At 63.6% G+C, this 16665-nt stretch carries 13 protein-coding genes; 11 read left to right on the top strand and 2 right to left on the bottom strand.

Annotated features, from left to right (window positions below; all coding sequences use genetic code 11):
- The first annotated feature begins 54 nt into the window (after positions 1 to 54).
- The 11 genes from KTAU_RS13935 (at position 55) to KTAU_RS13885 (ending at position 11460) form a co-directional block, all read left to right on the top strand.
- Positions 55 to 936, top strand: coding sequence for a branched-chain amino acid ABC transporter permease (locus KTAU_RS13935; protein ID WP_170293294.1), 882 nt, complete (start codon positions 55 to 57; stop codon positions 934 to 936).
- Positions 933 to 2714 carry a branched-chain amino acid ABC transporter ATP-binding protein/permease gene (locus KTAU_RS13930; RefSeq protein ID WP_151728957.1) on the top strand — a complete coding sequence of 594 codons (1782 nt, stop codon included), beginning with the start codon at positions 933 to 935 and terminating at the stop codon, positions 2712 to 2714. Before KTAU_RS13935 ends, KTAU_RS13930 begins: the two co-directional genes overlap by 4 nt.
- Entirely contained in the window at positions 2707 to 3438 is a 732-nt protein-coding gene (locus KTAU_RS13925; protein WP_151728956.1) for an ABC transporter ATP-binding protein, read from the top strand. Before KTAU_RS13930 ends, KTAU_RS13925 begins: the two co-directional genes overlap by 8 nt.
- A gap of 112 nt (positions 3439 to 3550) precedes the next feature.
- The gene (locus KTAU_RS13920) at positions 3551 to 5353 is read left to right on the top strand and encodes a thiamine pyrophosphate-binding protein (RefSeq protein WP_151728955.1); all 1803 of its coding nucleotides are present in this window, start codon (positions 3551 to 3553) and stop codon (positions 5351 to 5353) included.
- Entirely contained in the window at positions 5350 to 5820 is a 471-nt protein-coding gene (locus KTAU_RS13915; RefSeq protein WP_151728954.1) for a cupin domain-containing protein, read from the top strand. Before KTAU_RS13920 ends, KTAU_RS13915 begins: the two co-directional genes overlap by 4 nt.
- A gap of 192 nt (positions 5821 to 6012) precedes the next feature.
- Entirely contained in the window at positions 6013 to 6771 is a 759-nt protein-coding gene (locus tag KTAU_RS13910; protein ID WP_151728953.1) for an SDR family NAD(P)-dependent oxidoreductase, read from the top strand.
- Between the two features lie 119 nt (positions 6772 to 6890).
- Positions 6891 to 7199 carry a Dabb family protein gene (locus tag KTAU_RS13905; protein ID WP_151728952.1) on the top strand — a complete coding sequence of 103 codons (309 nt, stop codon included), beginning with the start codon at positions 6891 to 6893 and terminating at the stop codon, positions 7197 to 7199.
- Positions 7196 to 8710, top strand: a complete 1515-nt coding sequence (tcuA, locus tag KTAU_RS13900; protein WP_151728951.1) for an FAD-dependent tricarballylate dehydrogenase TcuA — start codon at positions 7196 to 7198, stop codon at positions 8708 to 8710. Before KTAU_RS13905 ends, tcuA begins: the two co-directional genes overlap by 4 nt.
- A gap of 189 nt (positions 8711 to 8899) precedes the next feature.
- The gene (locus KTAU_RS13895; RefSeq protein WP_151728950.1) at positions 8900 to 10300 is read left to right on the top strand and encodes an aldehyde dehydrogenase family protein; all 1401 of its coding nucleotides are present in this window, start codon (positions 8900 to 8902) and stop codon (positions 10298 to 10300) included.
- Between the two features lie 365 nt (positions 10301 to 10665).
- Complete coding sequence (locus tag KTAU_RS13890; protein ID WP_151728949.1) at positions 10666 to 11103, top strand: lycopene cyclase domain-containing protein; 438 nt, start codon at positions 10666 to 10668, stop codon at positions 11101 to 11103.
- A gap of 6 nt (positions 11104 to 11109) precedes the next feature.
- Positions 11110 to 11460: a lycopene cyclase domain-containing protein gene (locus tag KTAU_RS13885; RefSeq protein ID WP_151728948.1), complete on the top strand. Its 351-nt coding sequence runs from the start codon at positions 11110 to 11112 to the stop codon at positions 11458 to 11460.
- A 108-nt stretch (positions 11461 to 11568) separates the two neighbouring features.
- Here KTAU_RS13885 and KTAU_RS13880 read toward each other — a convergent pair whose 3' ends face one another.
- Positions 11569 to 12942 (bottom strand): MFS transporter, encoded by a 1374-nt coding sequence (locus tag KTAU_RS13880; RefSeq protein ID WP_151728947.1) that lies wholly within the window; start codon positions 12940 to 12942, stop codon positions 11569 to 11571.
- A gap of 515 nt (positions 12943 to 13457) precedes the next feature.
- Positions 13458 to 16547 carry a beta-galactosidase gene (locus KTAU_RS13875; protein ID WP_151728946.1) on the bottom strand — a complete coding sequence of 1030 codons (3090 nt, stop codon included), beginning with the start codon at positions 16545 to 16547 and terminating at the stop codon, positions 13458 to 13460.
- Positions 16548 to 16665: the final 118 nt, after the last annotated feature.

Below are 16665 nucleotides of genomic sequence, written 5' to 3'. Positions count from 1 at the left end.
TCCGCACGGGGCAGACAGGCACATCTGAGCCAGAAACAGGGGGAAACACTAACAATGCTCCAGCTCCAGACCTATCTGTTGCTCCTGCTCACCGGCATCATGTGGGGCGGTGTCTACTTGCTGATGGCCTCCGGCCTCAATCTGATCTACGGCGTCATGAAGGTCGTCAATCTGGCCCACGGCGACTTCATTGTCGTGGCCGGTTTACTGGCCGTGAGCCTCTATGGCGCCTTCCGGGCCGGACCAGCCCTGGCCATTCCTGTGGCCACGCTCCTTTTCCTGCTTGTCGGCGGTCTGATCTACCGTGGCCTGCTGGCTCGGGTAGAGACAACGGCCCCACAGGGTGAGCTGCGTACGCTGCTCATTACCTTCGGCCTCTCCTCAATCATCTCGAACATCGCCCTGCTCATCTGGGGAGGTCAGTACCAGTCGGTCCCGTTCTTTCAATCGGCGGTGCACCTGGGGGCGCTCTTCTTCCCAGAGTCCTTGCTGGTCTCGTCGCTGCTGGCCTTTGCCCTGGCCTTCGCTGTCCAGCTCTGGCTGACACGCACACGCTCAGGGCGGCTGGTACGGGCCACCGCTCAGTCAGAGCTGGGGGCAGCGAGCTGTGGTCTGAACACGGGACGTATCCGTCTGCTGACCTTTGCGCTGGGGGCAGCGATGGCTGGCGCCGCCGGCGCTCTGACAGTGGTCCTGATCCCAGTGCAGGCTGCTTCCGGCGGCTTCATGACGGTCCAGGCCTTTACCCTGATCGCTCTCGGTGGCCTCGGCAATTACCTGGGCGCCCTCCTGGCTGCCATTCTCCTGGGAGTGATCGAGGTTAGCAGCAGCTACTTTCTGGGCGCCAGTGCCGCCTCAGCAGTGATCTATGTGATCTTTATCCTGGTGCTGATTGTGCGACCACAGGGCCTGCTTGGCCAAAGGGGGCGCATATGAGACAGAGGCACTTCAGGCTGACCTTTCCCGCGCGGCGAGCCACACGACTCTTCAAGCAAGCGGGCGCCTGGCTGATTTTCGGGGTGGCCGCCGTTGCCGGGGTCCTGATTGCGCTCTTTGGGAACGGCGATCAGGCCCAGCTCCTCTTCTCCACCTGCCTGTTCGTGGTCCTGGCCTATGCCTGGAACATTATCAGTGGGCTGAGCGGCTACGTCTCTTTCGGCCAGGTGGGCTTCTTCGGCATCGGGGCCTATGTGGCCGCTACCTGCCAGATCGCCTGGCAGTGGGACTGGTACCTGGCAGCGCTGGGGGCGGTTCTGGCGGCAGTGGTCCTGGCCCTGCCGCTGGGGACAGTGATGCTGCGCCTGCAGGGCATCTTTTTCGCCCTGGGGATGTTCGGACTGAGTCACATCGGGGCCTTGATCGCCACCTCGACACCGCTGGTAGGTGGGAGCATGGGCGAGCCAGTGCCCATCGTGGGTAGCACCCAGGAGACCGCCCTGGTTATGCTGGTCTGCGCCGTGGGGTCCGTTCTGCTAACGGCCTGGCTGCTGCGCTCGCCGCTGGGGCTACGCCTGCTGGCCTTGCGCGACGACGAGAAGGCCGCTGAGGCCTCGGGGGTCAATACCAACGCGAGCAAGGTGGTGGCTTTCTGCTTGAGCGCCGGCCTGGCTGCCCTGGCGGGCGCGCTCTATGTGTGGAACGTGGGCTTCATCGATCCCGGCAGCGCCTTCAACAACACCTATGAGCTGCAGACGATCCTGATGGTGCTCTTCGGCGGGATTGGCACGCTCTGGGGGCCGCTGCTGGGCGCAGTAGTCATTTCCTTGATCAGTAATGCCCTCTGGGCCCAGTTCCCTCAGCAGCAGCAGATCATTCTAGGGGCCTTGATTCTGATCGCGGTGATCTGGATGCCGGGCGGTCTGGTCTCGCTCTTCCAGCGCTTCGGCTGGCTGCGGCGCCATCCGGTATGGGGGCCGCCTCCAATGATAGAGGCTGAGGCGCCTCGGGCACTCTTCCCCGCCGCGGTCAGCAGTACGGGAGAGCCGGCGCTGCGCTGCGAGGAGATTACCCGGCGCTTCGGTGGCCTGACAGCGCTCAAGCGGGTTAACCTGGAAGCTCGCAGCGGGCAGATCGCCGCCGTGATCGGTCCCAACGGAGCCGGCAAAACCACCCTCTTTAACCTGATTACGGGCTTTGACCGTTGCAACGGTGGGACCATTCGCTTCGGGGAGACGCTCCTCAACCGTCTGGCTCCCTACCGCATTGCGCGGGCCGGTATTGCGCGCACCTTCCAGACTTGCCGGCCTTTCCCCTCGCTGACAGCCTGGGAGACCCTGCTATTGCCGGCTCTGGCGGCGGGCCTCTCGAAGGAGGAAGCCATCAGGGCGGCCACCCAGATGCTAGAGCGTCTGGCCCTGCGCGAACAGTGGGATGCCTCACCCGAGGGCCTACCACCGGGTCAGCTCCGTTTCCTGGAGATCGGACGGGCCTTGATGCTGCGTCCGCGTGTCTTGCTCCTTGATGAGGTGATGGCAGGGATGTCGCCCGAGGAGATCCATCTTGTACACGCGCTGCTGCGCGAGGCGGTAGCGGCGGGCTGCGCCGTTGTGGCGATTGAGCATGTGGTGCCCGCCATTATGCCCATTGCCGATCATGTCTATGTACTTGACTTCGGCACCACTATCGCCCAGGGCCGCCCGGACGAGGTTCTGCGCAATCCCGCTGTGATCGAGGCTTACCTGGGCACGGGAGAGGAGGCGCCGGTCAATGCCTGAGTTGCTTCAGTTACAGCAGGTCTCGGGCGGCTATCACGGTCGCACCGTGGTCCATGAGGTCAGCCTGAGCATCGCCGAGGGCGAGGCGGTGGCCGCGGTCGGCGCCAATGGAGCTGGCAAGACGACCTTGTTGCGCTTGATCATGGGCCAGCTTCCGCCGAGCGGTGGCCAGGTCTTCTTGGCAGGCCATGATCTGGGGCGCTTGCCAACTTTTGAGCGTGTGCGCCTGGGCATCGGCTACGTGCCCGAGGGGCGTGCACTCTTTCCCGAGATGACCGTCGAGGAGAACCTGGAGATCGGCGCCTATCGCGCCAGCAGAACCGAACTTCGCCAGCGCCTGGCCTATATCTACCAGATCTTTCCCAGGCTGCAGCGCCTGCGCCAGACTCGCTGTCGACTGCTCTCCGGCGGCGAGCAACAGATGGTCACGGTTGGGCGGGCTTTGATGACCCAGCCGCGGCTGCTAATCCTCGACGAGCCGTCGACCGGTCTGGCTCCGCGGGTGGTTGGCGAGCTGTACCAGGCCCTGCGGGCCTTACATGCCAGCGGCCTGACGGTCTTTGTGGTCGAGCAGAATGCCTACGCGGCCCTGCGCTTCGCCCAGCGTGGCTATGTCTTCGAGGATGGTCACATTACGCGCGTGGCCCCCGCCAGCGAGCTGCTGCATGACCCCCGCCTGGTAGAGTCCTACGTCGGGCGGGCCAGTCCAATGGCGAGCAGCTAAGGCTCCGGCTCGATTGACGCAGAACCGGTCAAGCGCATCTGAGCGAGCACGTCAGCCATAGCAGCCGACAGTTCATTATTTATTCCATCCGTAGGAGGAGGATTGATTATCAATGGCAGCGATCAAGGGGGCGGAACTGATCGTTGATTTTCTGATCAGGCGCGGCGTCCCCTATGTCTTTGGTCTCTGCGGTCACGGCATTCTCGGCTTTCTGGATGCCGTCTATGACCGTCGGGACGAGCTGAAAGCTATCTCTGTGCACCACGAGGCCTGCGCCGCCTTCATGGCCGACGCCTACTTCCGCGTGGCCCAGAGGCCGGTTGCAACCTTCACGTCCTGCGGCCCCGGCTCGACCAATCTGGTGCCGGCGATCGCCTCGGCCTTCATGGATTCGTCGGCCTTCCTGGCTATCACTGGTAATGTTCCCACTTCCCAGTGGAACCGTGGCCCCTTTCAGGAGAGCGGTCGCTATTTCCAGGGGGAGTTTGTCAACGTACTGCGCCCCTACGTCAAGCGCAGCTTCCAGCCGACGCGGGCCGACATGCTACCGCTGGCACTACGCCAGGCTTATACGCTGATGCTGAGCGGGCGCCCAGGGCCGGTCCACCTCGATGTACCGCTCAATGTCTTTGTGGAGACCGTGGAGCGTGAGGAGGCTGAGCGCGAGTTATGGGACTGCCCCATTGCTTCACGGGCCGGTGCTGATCCCGCCGATCTGCAGGAGGCCCTGCGGCTCTTGCTCGCTGCCCAGCGCCCGGTGATTGTCGCCGGCCACGGTGTTGAGCTAAGCCAGGCCGAGCCGGAGCTGCTGCGCCTGGCCGAGCAGTTGTCGATTCCAGTGGTCACCACGCCGCTCGGCAAGGGCGTCATCGACGCGCGCCATCGGCTGAGCCTGGGGGCCACGGGACGCAACGGGAGCTACCCGGCCAATGCGGCCACTCGCAACGCCGATGTTATCCTGGCCCTGGGGACACGCTTCGACGATCGCTCAACCAGTTCCTGGCTGCCGGGCTTTACTTACCGCATTCCACCTACCAGGCTGATCCATGTCGATATCGATCCCAGCGAGATCGGGAGAAACTATCAGCCGGCGGTCGGCATTGTCGGCGATATCAGGACGGTGCTACGCCAGCTACTGGAGGCCCTGTCGTCATGTGCCACAACAGCGCTGGAGGCGGGAGCTACAGCGCGCCGGGCCTGGTTGGAGAAGATCGGGGAATGGCAACGCAAATGGGAGGCGCACGTCAATGAGCCGCGCCGCTCGGAGGCAGTCCCCCTGCGACCCGAGCGCGTCATCAGTGAGCTGCGCGCCGCCCTGCCCGAGGACGCTATCGTTGTCTCCGATGTGGGGGTGCACCATAACTGGCTGGTCTCAGCTTTTCCGGCCTATCGTTCGCGGACCCTGCTGCAGAGCTTCGGTTTCGCCTCGATGGGCTTTGGCGTCGCCGGAGCCTTGGGGGCCAAGCTGGCCGCCCCGGAGCGCAGCGTCGTCAGTGTCTGCGGCGACGGTGGCTTCTTGATGTGGCCGGGTACGGTCGCCACGGCGGTCGAATACGCCATTCCGGTGGTCTGGCTGGTCTGGAACAACTATGGCTATTGCTCGATTCGCGATCAACAGCTCGGCTACTTCGGCAGCGGGCGCGAGCTGATGACGAGCTTTGTCGAGGAGCAGAGTGGGCGCCTCTTCTCGGCAGATTTTGCGGCTCTGGCGCGGGCTATGGGGGCCGATGGCTATCTGGTCGAGCGTCCCAGCGACCTGGGCGATCTCTTGCACCAGGCTCTGGCGAGCGGGCGCCCGACGGTGCTCGATGTGCGCGTCGATCGCGAGGTCAAGCCACCAGCCACGGCCAGCTGGGAGCTGCCACCGTTGCCCTATCCGCTGCCCAATTTCGGCTGGCAGGAGGATCAGCTATGAGTACCTCGCCGTCCTTTGATCCGCGGCCCTCGTCGATCCTCAAGGAGGTCGACGAGGTGCGCCCGGTACGCGCCGAAGAGCTGGTTTGGGTTGAGCCGCCGCAGCACCACCAGGCCTATTCTAAGCTGCTGGTGAACCCGGACAACAGCAGGACGCGCTACTTTGATTTTCGGCTCTCGCTCTATCAGCCGCGCGGCTATGCCGAGAATCATGCCCACACAGAGGCTGAACATGTCTACTACATTCTCAAGGGACGTGGGCTGATGCGCCTGGGCGAGCGCCAATACGTGGTTGAGCCGCATACGGCCATTTTCATCCCGCCCGGGGTAGTGCATTCTCTGGCCAATACGGGCCTGGAGGACCTGCTCTTCATCGTGGTGACGGTGCCCGCCGGCGAGCTGGAGCGCCGCGACCGCCGCGAGGACGAGGTCGACCATCCCGACGAATCTGCCAGCCCCAGCGCCTGATCATCGCCGCGCTGGCCCATCTGGAGATGCGACGTCTATCAGTACCACGGCCAGCGGAGACCGGGCCGGCTGCTTCCGGCTCGGCCCGCCGTCTCCCCACTGGCTGTCTGTTCATCTATCCGCCTGGCCCTGTGGTAGGCGACAGGCCGTCCATCGAGAGAAGCAATCTTCAGAAAGGAGTTGGAGACCATCATGGGAGAGCGTTTGAAGGAGCGCATTGCAGTGATCACCGGTGCGGCGCGCGGCAACGGACGGGCCATTGCTGAAGCTTATGCCCGCGAAGGGGCTTCCGTGGTGATTGCCGACATCATGGAGGATGCGGCCCGCCAGACCGCTGCCGAGCTTGCTCAGGCGACAGGTCAACGGGTTGTCGGGAGGCATCTCGATGTCACCAATGCGACAGAGGTCAATGAGCTGGCCGCCTGGACAGTTCGCGAATTCGGGCGGGTCGATATTCTGGTGAACAATGCCGGCGTCATTGGACGTTACGATTTTCTGGAGATCACGGAAGCTGAATGGGATCGGGTGCTGGATATCAATCTGAAAGGAACCTTCCTGTGCGGCCAGGCTTTTGCCCGCTGCATGAAAGAGCAGGGGGGCGGCGTGATCATCAATATCGCCTCGGTCAATGCCGAGAGCGTCAATCCGACAACCGTTCATTACTGCACCAGCAAAGGCGGGGTGCGCACCTTGACCAAAGCGATGGCCCTGGCGCTGGTCAAGGCCAATATTCGCGTCAACGCCATCGGCCCCGGCCCGATCTATACGGAGCTGAGCAAGGACCGGCTGGACGATCCGCAATCGTTAGCGGCTACGCTGGCTCATATTCCGATGGGGCGCGTTGGGCAGCCGAGCGATCTGGCGGGGGCGGCGGTCTTTCTGGCCTCCGACGAGTCGGCCTATATCACGGGAATCACGCTCTATGTCGACGGCGGCTGGCTCACTATGTAGCGAGGCAGGCCGGTGGGGCAGATCACGGCCCCACCGCCAAGCGCCTTGCTCAGTCAGCATGATAGCAAGTAAGCTCAGTTAGCTCATGGCAGGCCAGGAGAAAGGAGGGACACAGCAAGGTGATACGCCATATTTTTCTTGGCAAGGCCCGCGCCGAGGCGACGCCGGAGCAGCTAGAGGAGCTGTGCGCCGCCTGGCGCTCGCTCGTCGGGCAGGTGCCAGGCTTGCGCAGCCTGGTGGCCGGGCGCAACATCAGTCCGCGCGATCAACAGTACACCGTAGCGCTGGTGGCTGATCTTGACGATATGGGGGCCTGGGAGCGTTATATGCAGCATCCCGCTCATGTGGCGATCAGCCAGCGTCTGACGTCCAAACTGATTCACAGAGACGGGCGCGCAATGGTACAACTGGTAATGGAGGACCAATGACAGAGTACTACGATGTCATCGTGGTCGGCGGCGGCAACGCCGGCCTCAGCGCTGCGCAGGCGGCGCGCGAGCAGGTGGACAAGGTGCTAGTGCTGGAGAAGGCCGGCAGCGACTGGGCAGGCGGCAACAGCTATTTCACCGCGGGCGCCTTCCGCACTACCTTCTCCAGTCTGGAGGAGCTGCTGCCGCTCCTGGACGAGCGTGACGAGGCTTTTCTGCAGCGGACCGCGCTCCCCCCCTACACACCCGAGCAGTTCTTGCAGGATATGCAGCGCACCACCAAGGGCCGCTGTGATCCTGAGTTGACGGCGATTCTGGTGCAGGAGGCCGGCGAGACCATCCGTTGGCTGCATCAGAAAGGACTGCGCTTCCGCCTGATGTACGATCGCCAGTCGTTCCAGGTTGATGGCGAGTTCCGTTTCTGGGGCGGGCTGGCCCTGGGGACGGTCAACGGCGGCAAGGGACTGATCGAGCAGCACCTGCAGGCAGCGATGGCCAGCGGCATTGAGGTGCGTTTCAACAGCCCGGTGGTCGACCTAGAGTGCGACGCGACGGGAGCAGTCTGCGGCGTGATTTGCTCCCCACCAGGCAGAGAGCGGGAGCGTATCCGGGCCGGAGCCGTGGTCCTGGCGGCGGGCGGCTTCGAGGCCAATCCGCAGCTTCGTACCTGCTACCTGGGGCCCGGCTGGGATCTGGCGCGTGTGCGTGGCACGCCTTACAATACGGGCGAGGTCCTCTTTGCTGCTCTGGCACTGGGAGCGCAGGCTTACGGCCACTGGAGCGGCTGCCATTCGGTGGCCTGGGACATCGCCTCTCCTCCCCACGGCGATCGCTTCCTGACCAACCTGCTGACCAAGCAGTCCTACCCGCTGGGGATTGTGGTCAATAGCCAGGGCAAGCGCTTCCTCGATGAAGGGGCCGATTTCCGCAACTATACCTACGCTCGCTACGGCGCCGAGATCATGAAGCAACCCGATGGCGTCGCTTTCCAGCTCTTCGATGCCAAAACTGAGCCGCTGCTGCGCAAGGATGAGTACACTGCCCCCGGCGTCTCGCGCTTCGAGGCGCTGACGATTCGCGAGCTGGCGCAGAAGGCAGGAATCGATCCCGATGGTCTGGAGGAGACGGTTGCCACCTTCAACGCTGCGGTGATGCGCGATGTGAAGTTTAATCCAGCCATCAAGGATGGCAAGGGCACGGTCGGCATCACCCCTAGAAAATCGAACTGGGCCCAGCCGCTGGATACGCCACCCTACTACGCCTTCGCGGTCACCTGCGGTATTACGTTCACCTTCGGGGGGCTACGCATTGATCCCAATGGGCGCGTACTGGACCGGCTCAATCTGCCAATGCCCGGTCTATACGCTGCTGGCGAGCTGGTCGGCGGCCTCTTCTACCATAACTACCCGGGCGGTGCCGGTCTGATGGCCGGCTCGGTCTTTGGACGCCGTGCTGGACGGGCCGCCGGCCAGTGGTCCCGCGAGCGGCGTACCCTTGACATGGCCAGCTAGTTCACCACTCTCGCCCTTCGCCCTCTGGCCGGGCCGTTCCTCGGCTCACGCGGCGCCCGCGTGCCCGTCGTGCTGGTCGGGTGAGACAGCGAGATCGCCAAGTGGGCAGCCGGGATCAACTGGAACTGGTTTCGGCCAAAGCGGACGAGGGGAGCAATAATCAATAATAAGGAAGGAAAAGAGGGAAGGATGAGCACGATGAGTCCGTCATCGGCAGCCGCCAGGGCGGTTATTGTGCGCGATAAGTGGAGTGGCGAGGTTATCGGCGAGCTGCCGCGGGCCGGCGAGCGCGAGATCGAGCAGGCGCTGCAGGCAGCAGAGCGGGCCAGGCGGAGGCCGTGGCCGGCGCGCGAGCGGGCAGCGGTCCTGCAGCGGGCGGTCACTCTGCTTGAAGAGCGCCGGACAGCAGTGCTGGAGACCATGCGCCGCGAAACTGGCTTCTCGCGTAAGGATGTCGAGCAGGAATTTGCCCGCGCCGTGGTCACGCTGACCCTCTGTGCGCAGGAGGCCCTCCGCCTGGGCGGCGAAGTGGTGCCCCTGGACGCCAGCCCCGGCTTCGAGCAGCGTCTGGCCTTGACCATCCGTGTGCCAGTGGGCATTGTCCTGGCCATTACGCCCTTCAACGCCCCGCTCAATACGGTCTGTCACAAGATCGGGCCGGCCCTGGCCGCCGGCAACGCGGTCATCCTCAAGCCAGCGGAGTTGACTCCGCTGACAGCCGCCCTACTGGCCCAGATCCTCGACGAGGCCGGGCTGCCCGCGGGCCGTCTGCAGGTCCTCTATGGCTCTGGCTCCGAGGTCGGTCTGCGACTCCTGCGCGATCCGCGTATCGGCTTTACCACCTTCACCGGCTCAACCGAGGTGGGAGCGATCGTCAAGCGCGAGACGGGCCTGCGTCCGGTCTCGCTGGAGCTGGGCAGCGTCTCGGCAACCATCATCTGCACCGATGCTGACCTGGAGCGAGCGGCCCGCGATGTGGTCCACGCCGGCTATCGCAAAGCTGGCCAGGTCTGTACGTCAGTCCAGTCGCTCTTTGTCCATACCTCAGTGGAGCGCGAGTTTGTGGAGCGTCTGAGCGCGCAGGTGGCAGCCCTGAAGAGCGGCGACCCCGCCGATCCGGCGACAGAGGTCGGGCCACTGATCAGCGAGAGCGCGGCAGCGCGAGCCTGCGCCTTGGTGGAGGAAGCCCTACGCTCGGGGGCACGCGTACTGGTCGGCGGCACCTGCACAGGAACGCTCTTTCAGCCGACACTACTGCATGAGGTCGCGCCACCAATGCGCATTACGCGTGAAGAGATCTTCGCACCTGTGGTTAGCATTATGCGCTTCGAACGGTTGGATGAGGCGATCGAGGCGGCCAACGCCAGCCGCTATGGCTTGCAGGCCGGGGTCTATACTTCCTCGCTGGCGACAGCTCTGGAGCTGGCACGCCGCCTGGAAGTGGGCGGAGTGATCATCAATGGCACCTCCAGTACGCGCGCCGATGGCATGCCCTACGGGGGCATGAAAGATAGCGGCTTCGGCAAGGAAGGCCCTGCCTATGCCATCCGTGAGATGACGGTCGAGCGTCTGGTGATGCTGGGACCTTGAGTTGAGCCAGCGCTCCTCAGCCAGCTCGGGTCAGGCGGGCGCCTCTTGACGCAGCGGGGTCGCGCGTGCTGCTGCTCTGGCGTGCACACGGCGCCTGCGCGGCAGTGTGTGCCCCTGCCCCTACCCCCCGCTGCGTGAGGAGGTGGGCAGCTCGCCCTTCGACGACGGCAGGCGTTCGGAGACGCGAGCTGTCCGCCGCGCTCGCACAGCTACCCGCCAGCAGCGAACCATAGCCAGCAGGAGCGAGCAGAGAGAGCAAGGCAGGGACTGCACCGGGGCCTGTTGAGGCCAGCGCCTGGCTTCACCAGCCCGTCCCTCCTGGGGCCAGAAAAGCGCACGGCACGCGTCTTTCTCAGAAGAGAGGCTTGGCGAGAGACCTCCCTCGCCCCTGGCGTGCCTCTACTATTGTGATGATGCATCTCTTGCATCTTCGGGAGAAATCGGCAATGACCTACGCTGGCTTTCTGGCCCTCTTCCTGCTTGTGCCCATCGGTTCGCTGATACTGCTGTTGGGCCGGCGCCTGCTCTGCCGTCGTTACTGGCTGACGACTGCCCTGCTCGCTGCGATCGTCCTGCTTGCTATGGCTCCCTGGGATCACGCCGCCGTTGCGCGTGGCATCTGGAACTGGTCTCTTGCCCAGACTTGGGGCCTGCGTCTCTGGCTCATTCCCCTCGAAGAATATCTCTTCGCTCTGCTGGAAACCCTGCTGACTACCTTGCTGCTCTACGCCCTCCTGCGCTCTGGTCGCGCTCCCGCGCCTCCTCTCCCAGAGGAAGAGATTACCACCAGGAAAGGGGTCTGAGCGAATATGGCGCACGCTACCTATCTGCTTTTCCTGCTGGCCTGGGCCTTGCCTATTCTGGGCCTGCAATGGCTTGCTGGCTGGCGCAAGCTCTGGGTCTGGCGTCGACGCTGGCCCTGGGCGGTGCTGCTGGTCGGCAGCTACCTGACCCTGGCCGATAGCCTGGCCATCGCTCAACATATCTGGTTCTTCCAGCCCACGCTGATCCTGGGCCTCACCCTCGGCAATGTCCCCCTGGAGGAAGCCCTGTTCTACTTCCTGACGGCGGCCATGATTGCACAGGGCTACGTCTTGCTGCTCCCATCCCCCACCATTTCCTCTTGCTCTTGCTCGCCACCCGGGCCACCTTCCAGCTGATCTCACAAGAGGAGAGGCGGCCTGCTCCGCAGATAGGGCTGCGGTGGTACTCGCCTCTCCGTAGCTCCCTCTCCATGAGGGAGCTGAGCCAGCCTGGTCAGGCCGGACTTACTGTACCTGAGTCGCTAGCCTGGCTTCCTCACCTCCCACATCCTCCACGGCGGCCTGACCGGCCAGTTCGCGCCCGATCAGCGCCGTTGAGATGAAGGAGACCACGGCCATGAAGATAATGAAGACGGCAATCAGCGTATAGGACGGCGTCCCGTTCCCCAGCCATGTATGCGTATTGGCCAGCAGCCAGGTCGCCAGGATCGGGGCCGGGCCACCCGCCGTAATCGAGGCAAGCTGGTAGCCCAGCGAAGCCCCGCTGTAGCGCAGCCGCGTTCCAAAGCGCTCTGAAATCAAGGCCGCCTGCGGACCGTAGAGCCAGTCATGGCAGAAGCTGATCGAGAGGATCATCGCCAGCAGGACCACCACCGGCTGGCGCGTCTCCAGCAGCAGGAAGTACGGAAAAGCGTAGAGGGCCATCAAGACGCAGCCAATCATGTACCAGCGCTTGCGCCCGAAGCGATCCGAGAGATGGCTCCAGGTCGGCATCAGGATCAGGCTGCAGACTGCTGAGATAATCAGGCCAGCATAGAGGACGTTGGAGTCAACTTTGAGCGTCTTGGAGCCATAGGAGAGGATGAAGGTTGTGAACAGGTAGAACGGCGCCTGCTCAGCCGAGCGCACCAGAGCCGAGAGGATGATCTCGCGCCAGTAATGGCGGAAAACCTCCACCAGCGGCACATGGGCGATGCGCCCCGTCTCCTTGACACGGCGAAAAGCTGGTGTCTCCAGAATGCGCAGGCGGATGTAAAGGCCGACCAGGATCAGCAGCAAACTCAGCAGGAAAGGAATGCGCCAGCCGATCGATAAGAAGGCCTCACCAGGGAAAATGGCCTGAAAGCTCAGGACGGCAATGGCCGCCAGCGCCAACCCTAGCGGTACGCCAGTCTGTGGCCAGCTCATCCAGAAGCCGCGACGGCGATTGTCGCCATACTCCATCGAGAGCAGGACCGAGCCGCCCCACTCGCCACCAACGCCTGCCCCCTGCAGGAAGCGCAGCACCGAGAGCACCAGCGGGGCCGCCAGACCGATCTGGTCATAGCCAGGCAAGAGGCCCATCAGCGCCGTGGCGATCCCCATCAGCAACAGGGTCGCAATCAGCGTTGACTTCCGCCCCACGCGATCGCCAAACCAGCCGAAGAAGGCCCCACCCAGTGGACGCGCAAAGAATCCGACAAAATTGGTCGTAAAGGAAGCGATCGTCCCGGCAACCGGGTTCAGCTCCGGGAAGAAGAACCTGGGGAAAACCGTCGCCGAGAGGAAACCGTAGAGGAAGAAATCGTACCACTCAATGGCCGTTCCGACGGTGCTGGCCGCCAGAATGGGGACCATACGGCGTACAGTGACGGGACTCGTCTCTGAGACCGTTGCCATGCATTCCTCCTTGAAGCGAAGTCAGGATCAATTGCGACGTTCCTGCATCGAGGAATACTCAAGCTGCAGAGCACAGTCCGACAAGCGAGGACGCACCTGCAGCGCCCCCGTGCGCTCTCCAGAGCAGTGGCCTCACCTTCGCGGCACCAAACGACAGGGCAGGCGGCAGCGTTGCTGGCCCGACGAGGCAACGGCTTGCTTCTTCTCATTCTTTTGTCGCTTGCAATGCCTCTTTCAGCATGTATGGACAGCAACGAGGCTGGCCAGCTTCCCCCTGCAGAGAAGAGCAGATCAGTCCTGCCAAGGGACCTACGTCCGGTCTTGCCTCTTCTTACCGATTTGGGCAAGCTGCATGAGTGAACTGCTACCGCTCTCGCTGTCTGAGGGGCATGCCTTTCCGAAGGTATGCAATTAGTTATAGTATAACTGCACAGTTGGACTCTGTCCAGAGCCATAGCTTGATGCCAGCGGGGAAGCAGATGCCCGGATAGAGCGCCCTTCCCCGCTGTCTTCCTTCACCCGCGAGCTGGCCAGTCTGCCTCAACAGCTCGCAAGCCACCAAAAAGCCGCGGTGGCTCCCCCGGACGCCACAGCACAGCCCCCGCGCGCTGCGGAGCCACCGCCAGCGTCAGGCCCTCTTCCTCTAGTGAGAGACGCTGCTCACTGCCAGCCTCGGAGGCCACCAGCACGAGCATCCCCTCCTTCAGGGGACGGCGCACCAGCAGCCAGGGCCGGCGCCATCCCTCGGGCCGCGGCTCCAACGGCGTTTTCCCCAGCACCCGCTGATAGAGGCGCGCCAATGGCTCCAGTTCGCTGGCCAGCTCCAGAGGTAGCCCCACCCAGAGCAGGCGCCCGGCTCCCAGCTGCAGTTCCCGTAGCTCGTTGTGAGCCTTGCGCACGTAACCTGTCTTTTCTTGTGTAAAGCTCAACTGATAGCGGCTGCCATCCTCGAGCCGCAATTCCTCATAGAGAGCCACCGGTTCTGGCCCAGACTGCCCGGCATCATAGTTCAGATGTGGATCGAAGGGCAGATTGTGCATATCGCGCCCAACGACGCCGCTCACCAGGGCCGTCCCGCCGCGCTGGACATAATCAAGCAGAGCGAACCAGGCCGCCGGCTCGCAAAGCTGCAGAGCAGGCAGGATGACCACCTGGGGTTGATACCCTGTCCTCTCCAGCTCGGCGGCCAGACGCTGCTCCCCAATGAGCTGCGGGATCACGCCCAGCTCATAGGCTAAAGCGCGCACCGCCTGGCGCGTTGGCAGAGCACCCAGGTCCGGACGCGCAAACCACTGGCTATAGGGGATCACCAGCCAGACCGGCGGGGGCACTGGCGTCTCCTGCAGCTGATCCGCCAGTGCCTCTGCAAGGCGGCAGAACTCGCGCATCACCAGCAGCTCCGGCTTGGCGCTGCCATCGGCGCGCACCAGGCCGATGCTATTCTCGTTCTCGCTGGTCATGTAGGCATTGGTATGCCAGAGCCACTGGATCAGGCCGGCCCCATTGGCCATCAGGCCCATGATCAGCTTGCGCTCCAGCAGCCAGGCATTGGCCTGCTCCGTGCGCCAGGGACGGCCATCGACGTCGCGCACCAGCATCACACCCGTCTCCTGGATCAGATTGGGCCGCTCTGGCGTCTTGTCGAGCAGCATGTCCCAGAGCAGATCATCAACATTCCACCAGGGATGCGTCGTCGTATAATCGACAGCAGTGGCATAGAACTGCGGAGCGATGCGAGCGCCCGCCTCATCCTGGCCCACGCCGATCAAGGTCTGACTACCAGCGGCCCGAATGGCGCGATACATGCGCCGCGCCCAGGTCACAAACATCTCCTGCGAAAAACGCGTATAGTCGGCCACCTTCAGCATGGCGCGCGCTGTCGTATCGCGCACCGAGGTCGAATAGTCGGCCTCGCGCGGCAGGCGCAGCTGCTCCCAGGAAGATAGCTCTGCCGGCGTCTCGCGCCAGCGCAGCTGCAACTGCTCCAGCGTGTAGCGCTCCTTGAGCCACTGAACAAAAGCTTGCTGCTCGTAGCGATCATAACTGGGCAGCGGACGCTGAGCGAAGGCACGAGCCGGATCGCCAAAGCTCGGCTCATTGATCAAGTCCCACGATAGCAACTCCACCTGCGCATAGCGGCGGGCCAGCAGCGAGAGAAAGCGCTCCTGCGCCTCCAGCGAGCGCGGATCAAGCCAGGGGTTCAGGCCATCGAAGAGAGGGGGAAAGAAGGCAAAGAAGGTAAAGATGACCTGCAGCTCGTGGCGGCAGGCTGTCAGCACGAAGGCATCGAGCGCGCGCAGAAAAGACTCCGTCGGCACCCCGGCCACTGGCATTACCTCGCGCCAGGCAGTCCAGAGGCCAGTGCGCAGCAGATTGATTCCGGCAGCCTTCATCTCGGCCATCTCGCGCTCCCAGCGGGCCGGATTGGGCAGGCGCCAGTACTTACGCTGCACGCGGCTGTCCATATAGGTTGTGCCACAGACCAGAAAGAGGCGCTCGCCCTGATAAAAATAGTCGCGCCCAGCCACCAGGCGCTTCCCACGTGTCGCCGCAATCAGGGTCTCATCCCAGATCCAGAAGCCTGTCTCCTGGCTCAGCCACTGACCGCCCGCGGGCCGATACTCGGTGTGCACGCGATACAGACCGGCTTTGGGCGGCAGCGCCATTTGCAGATAGCGCTCGGAATGCACCGGTGAGGCCGGAGCAGCGAAATCCCAGCGACGCAGAACCTGGCCATCATCGGCCTGCGTTACCGTGATACGCAGCTCCAGATCCAGCCGCTCAGGCAGCGTCACCACCAGCGCTGGCGCCTCTTCAGGTCGATAGCAGGCTAGCACTGGGCGAACGGCGCAGCAGAGCGGATCTTCCAGTGCCAGGGTCAGCAGACGCTGAACAGGTTCAGCCAGGGCCAGCCAGTCCTCTGCAGACTCAGGCTCCCACAGCGAGAGCAGCCAGCGTCCGCCCTGAAAGCGCCCTCCCAGCTGATCAAGCACAAAAGCCGGCGTCGCCAGCCGTTCCTCGCCATAGGGCGTTGCCGCGACAGCGAAGAGCAGTGGCCGCAGCAGCGTATCGAACGGTCCCGCTGAGCCAATCTCTTCAGGGTAGTCGGACGTCTGCGTCAAACGTGGATAACAGGCCCAGAAGCGTCCTGGGCGCTCGACAGCCAGGGGAAGCGCACAATCACGCAGGAAGTGCGCTTCTGGGGCAGCGACCAGACGGAGCGAACCAGGTTGGGCACCGCTCGCCGCCAGATCGACCTGAAAGAACGGCCCCAGGCAGAGCTGGCGCGCATAGACATCCTGTTCCGGTTCCACCTCACCAGCAGCGGTCACAGGTCGGGCAAAGGGCACACCTCCGAAGATAGCCAGGTTGCCCCCGCGCTCCAGAAAGCGCAGCAGAGCATTCCAGGCGGCCTTTGGGAAATAGGGACCGTGAAATGAGACCAGGAGACGCGGAGCGTTCTCCAGAGCCTGGGCCAGGTGGGCCGCATCGCTGACCTCAAAAGGGCCAGGCAGTAGCTTGCGCAGCAGAGCCTGATCGCAAGCTCGCGGATAGGCCGGATCAGCGAAGACCAGCACGCGATCTGAGCGAATCAATGAGACCATCGTTCCTCACACAAAAGCATCCAGACAAACAACGCGCTTCCGCCCCGGCAAAGGGCGCAAAGACTGGATCAGCCGACACGTCAAACCAGCCAGGATCAGGATGCAGCGACCCAGACAA

Source organism: Thermogemmatispora aurantia (assembly GCF_008974285.1).
Taxonomy (GTDB): Bacteria; Chloroflexota; Ktedonobacteria; order Ktedonobacterales; family Ktedonobacteraceae; genus Thermogemmatispora; species Thermogemmatispora aurantia.
This window is presented reverse-complemented; position numbering and strand designations above follow the sequence as displayed.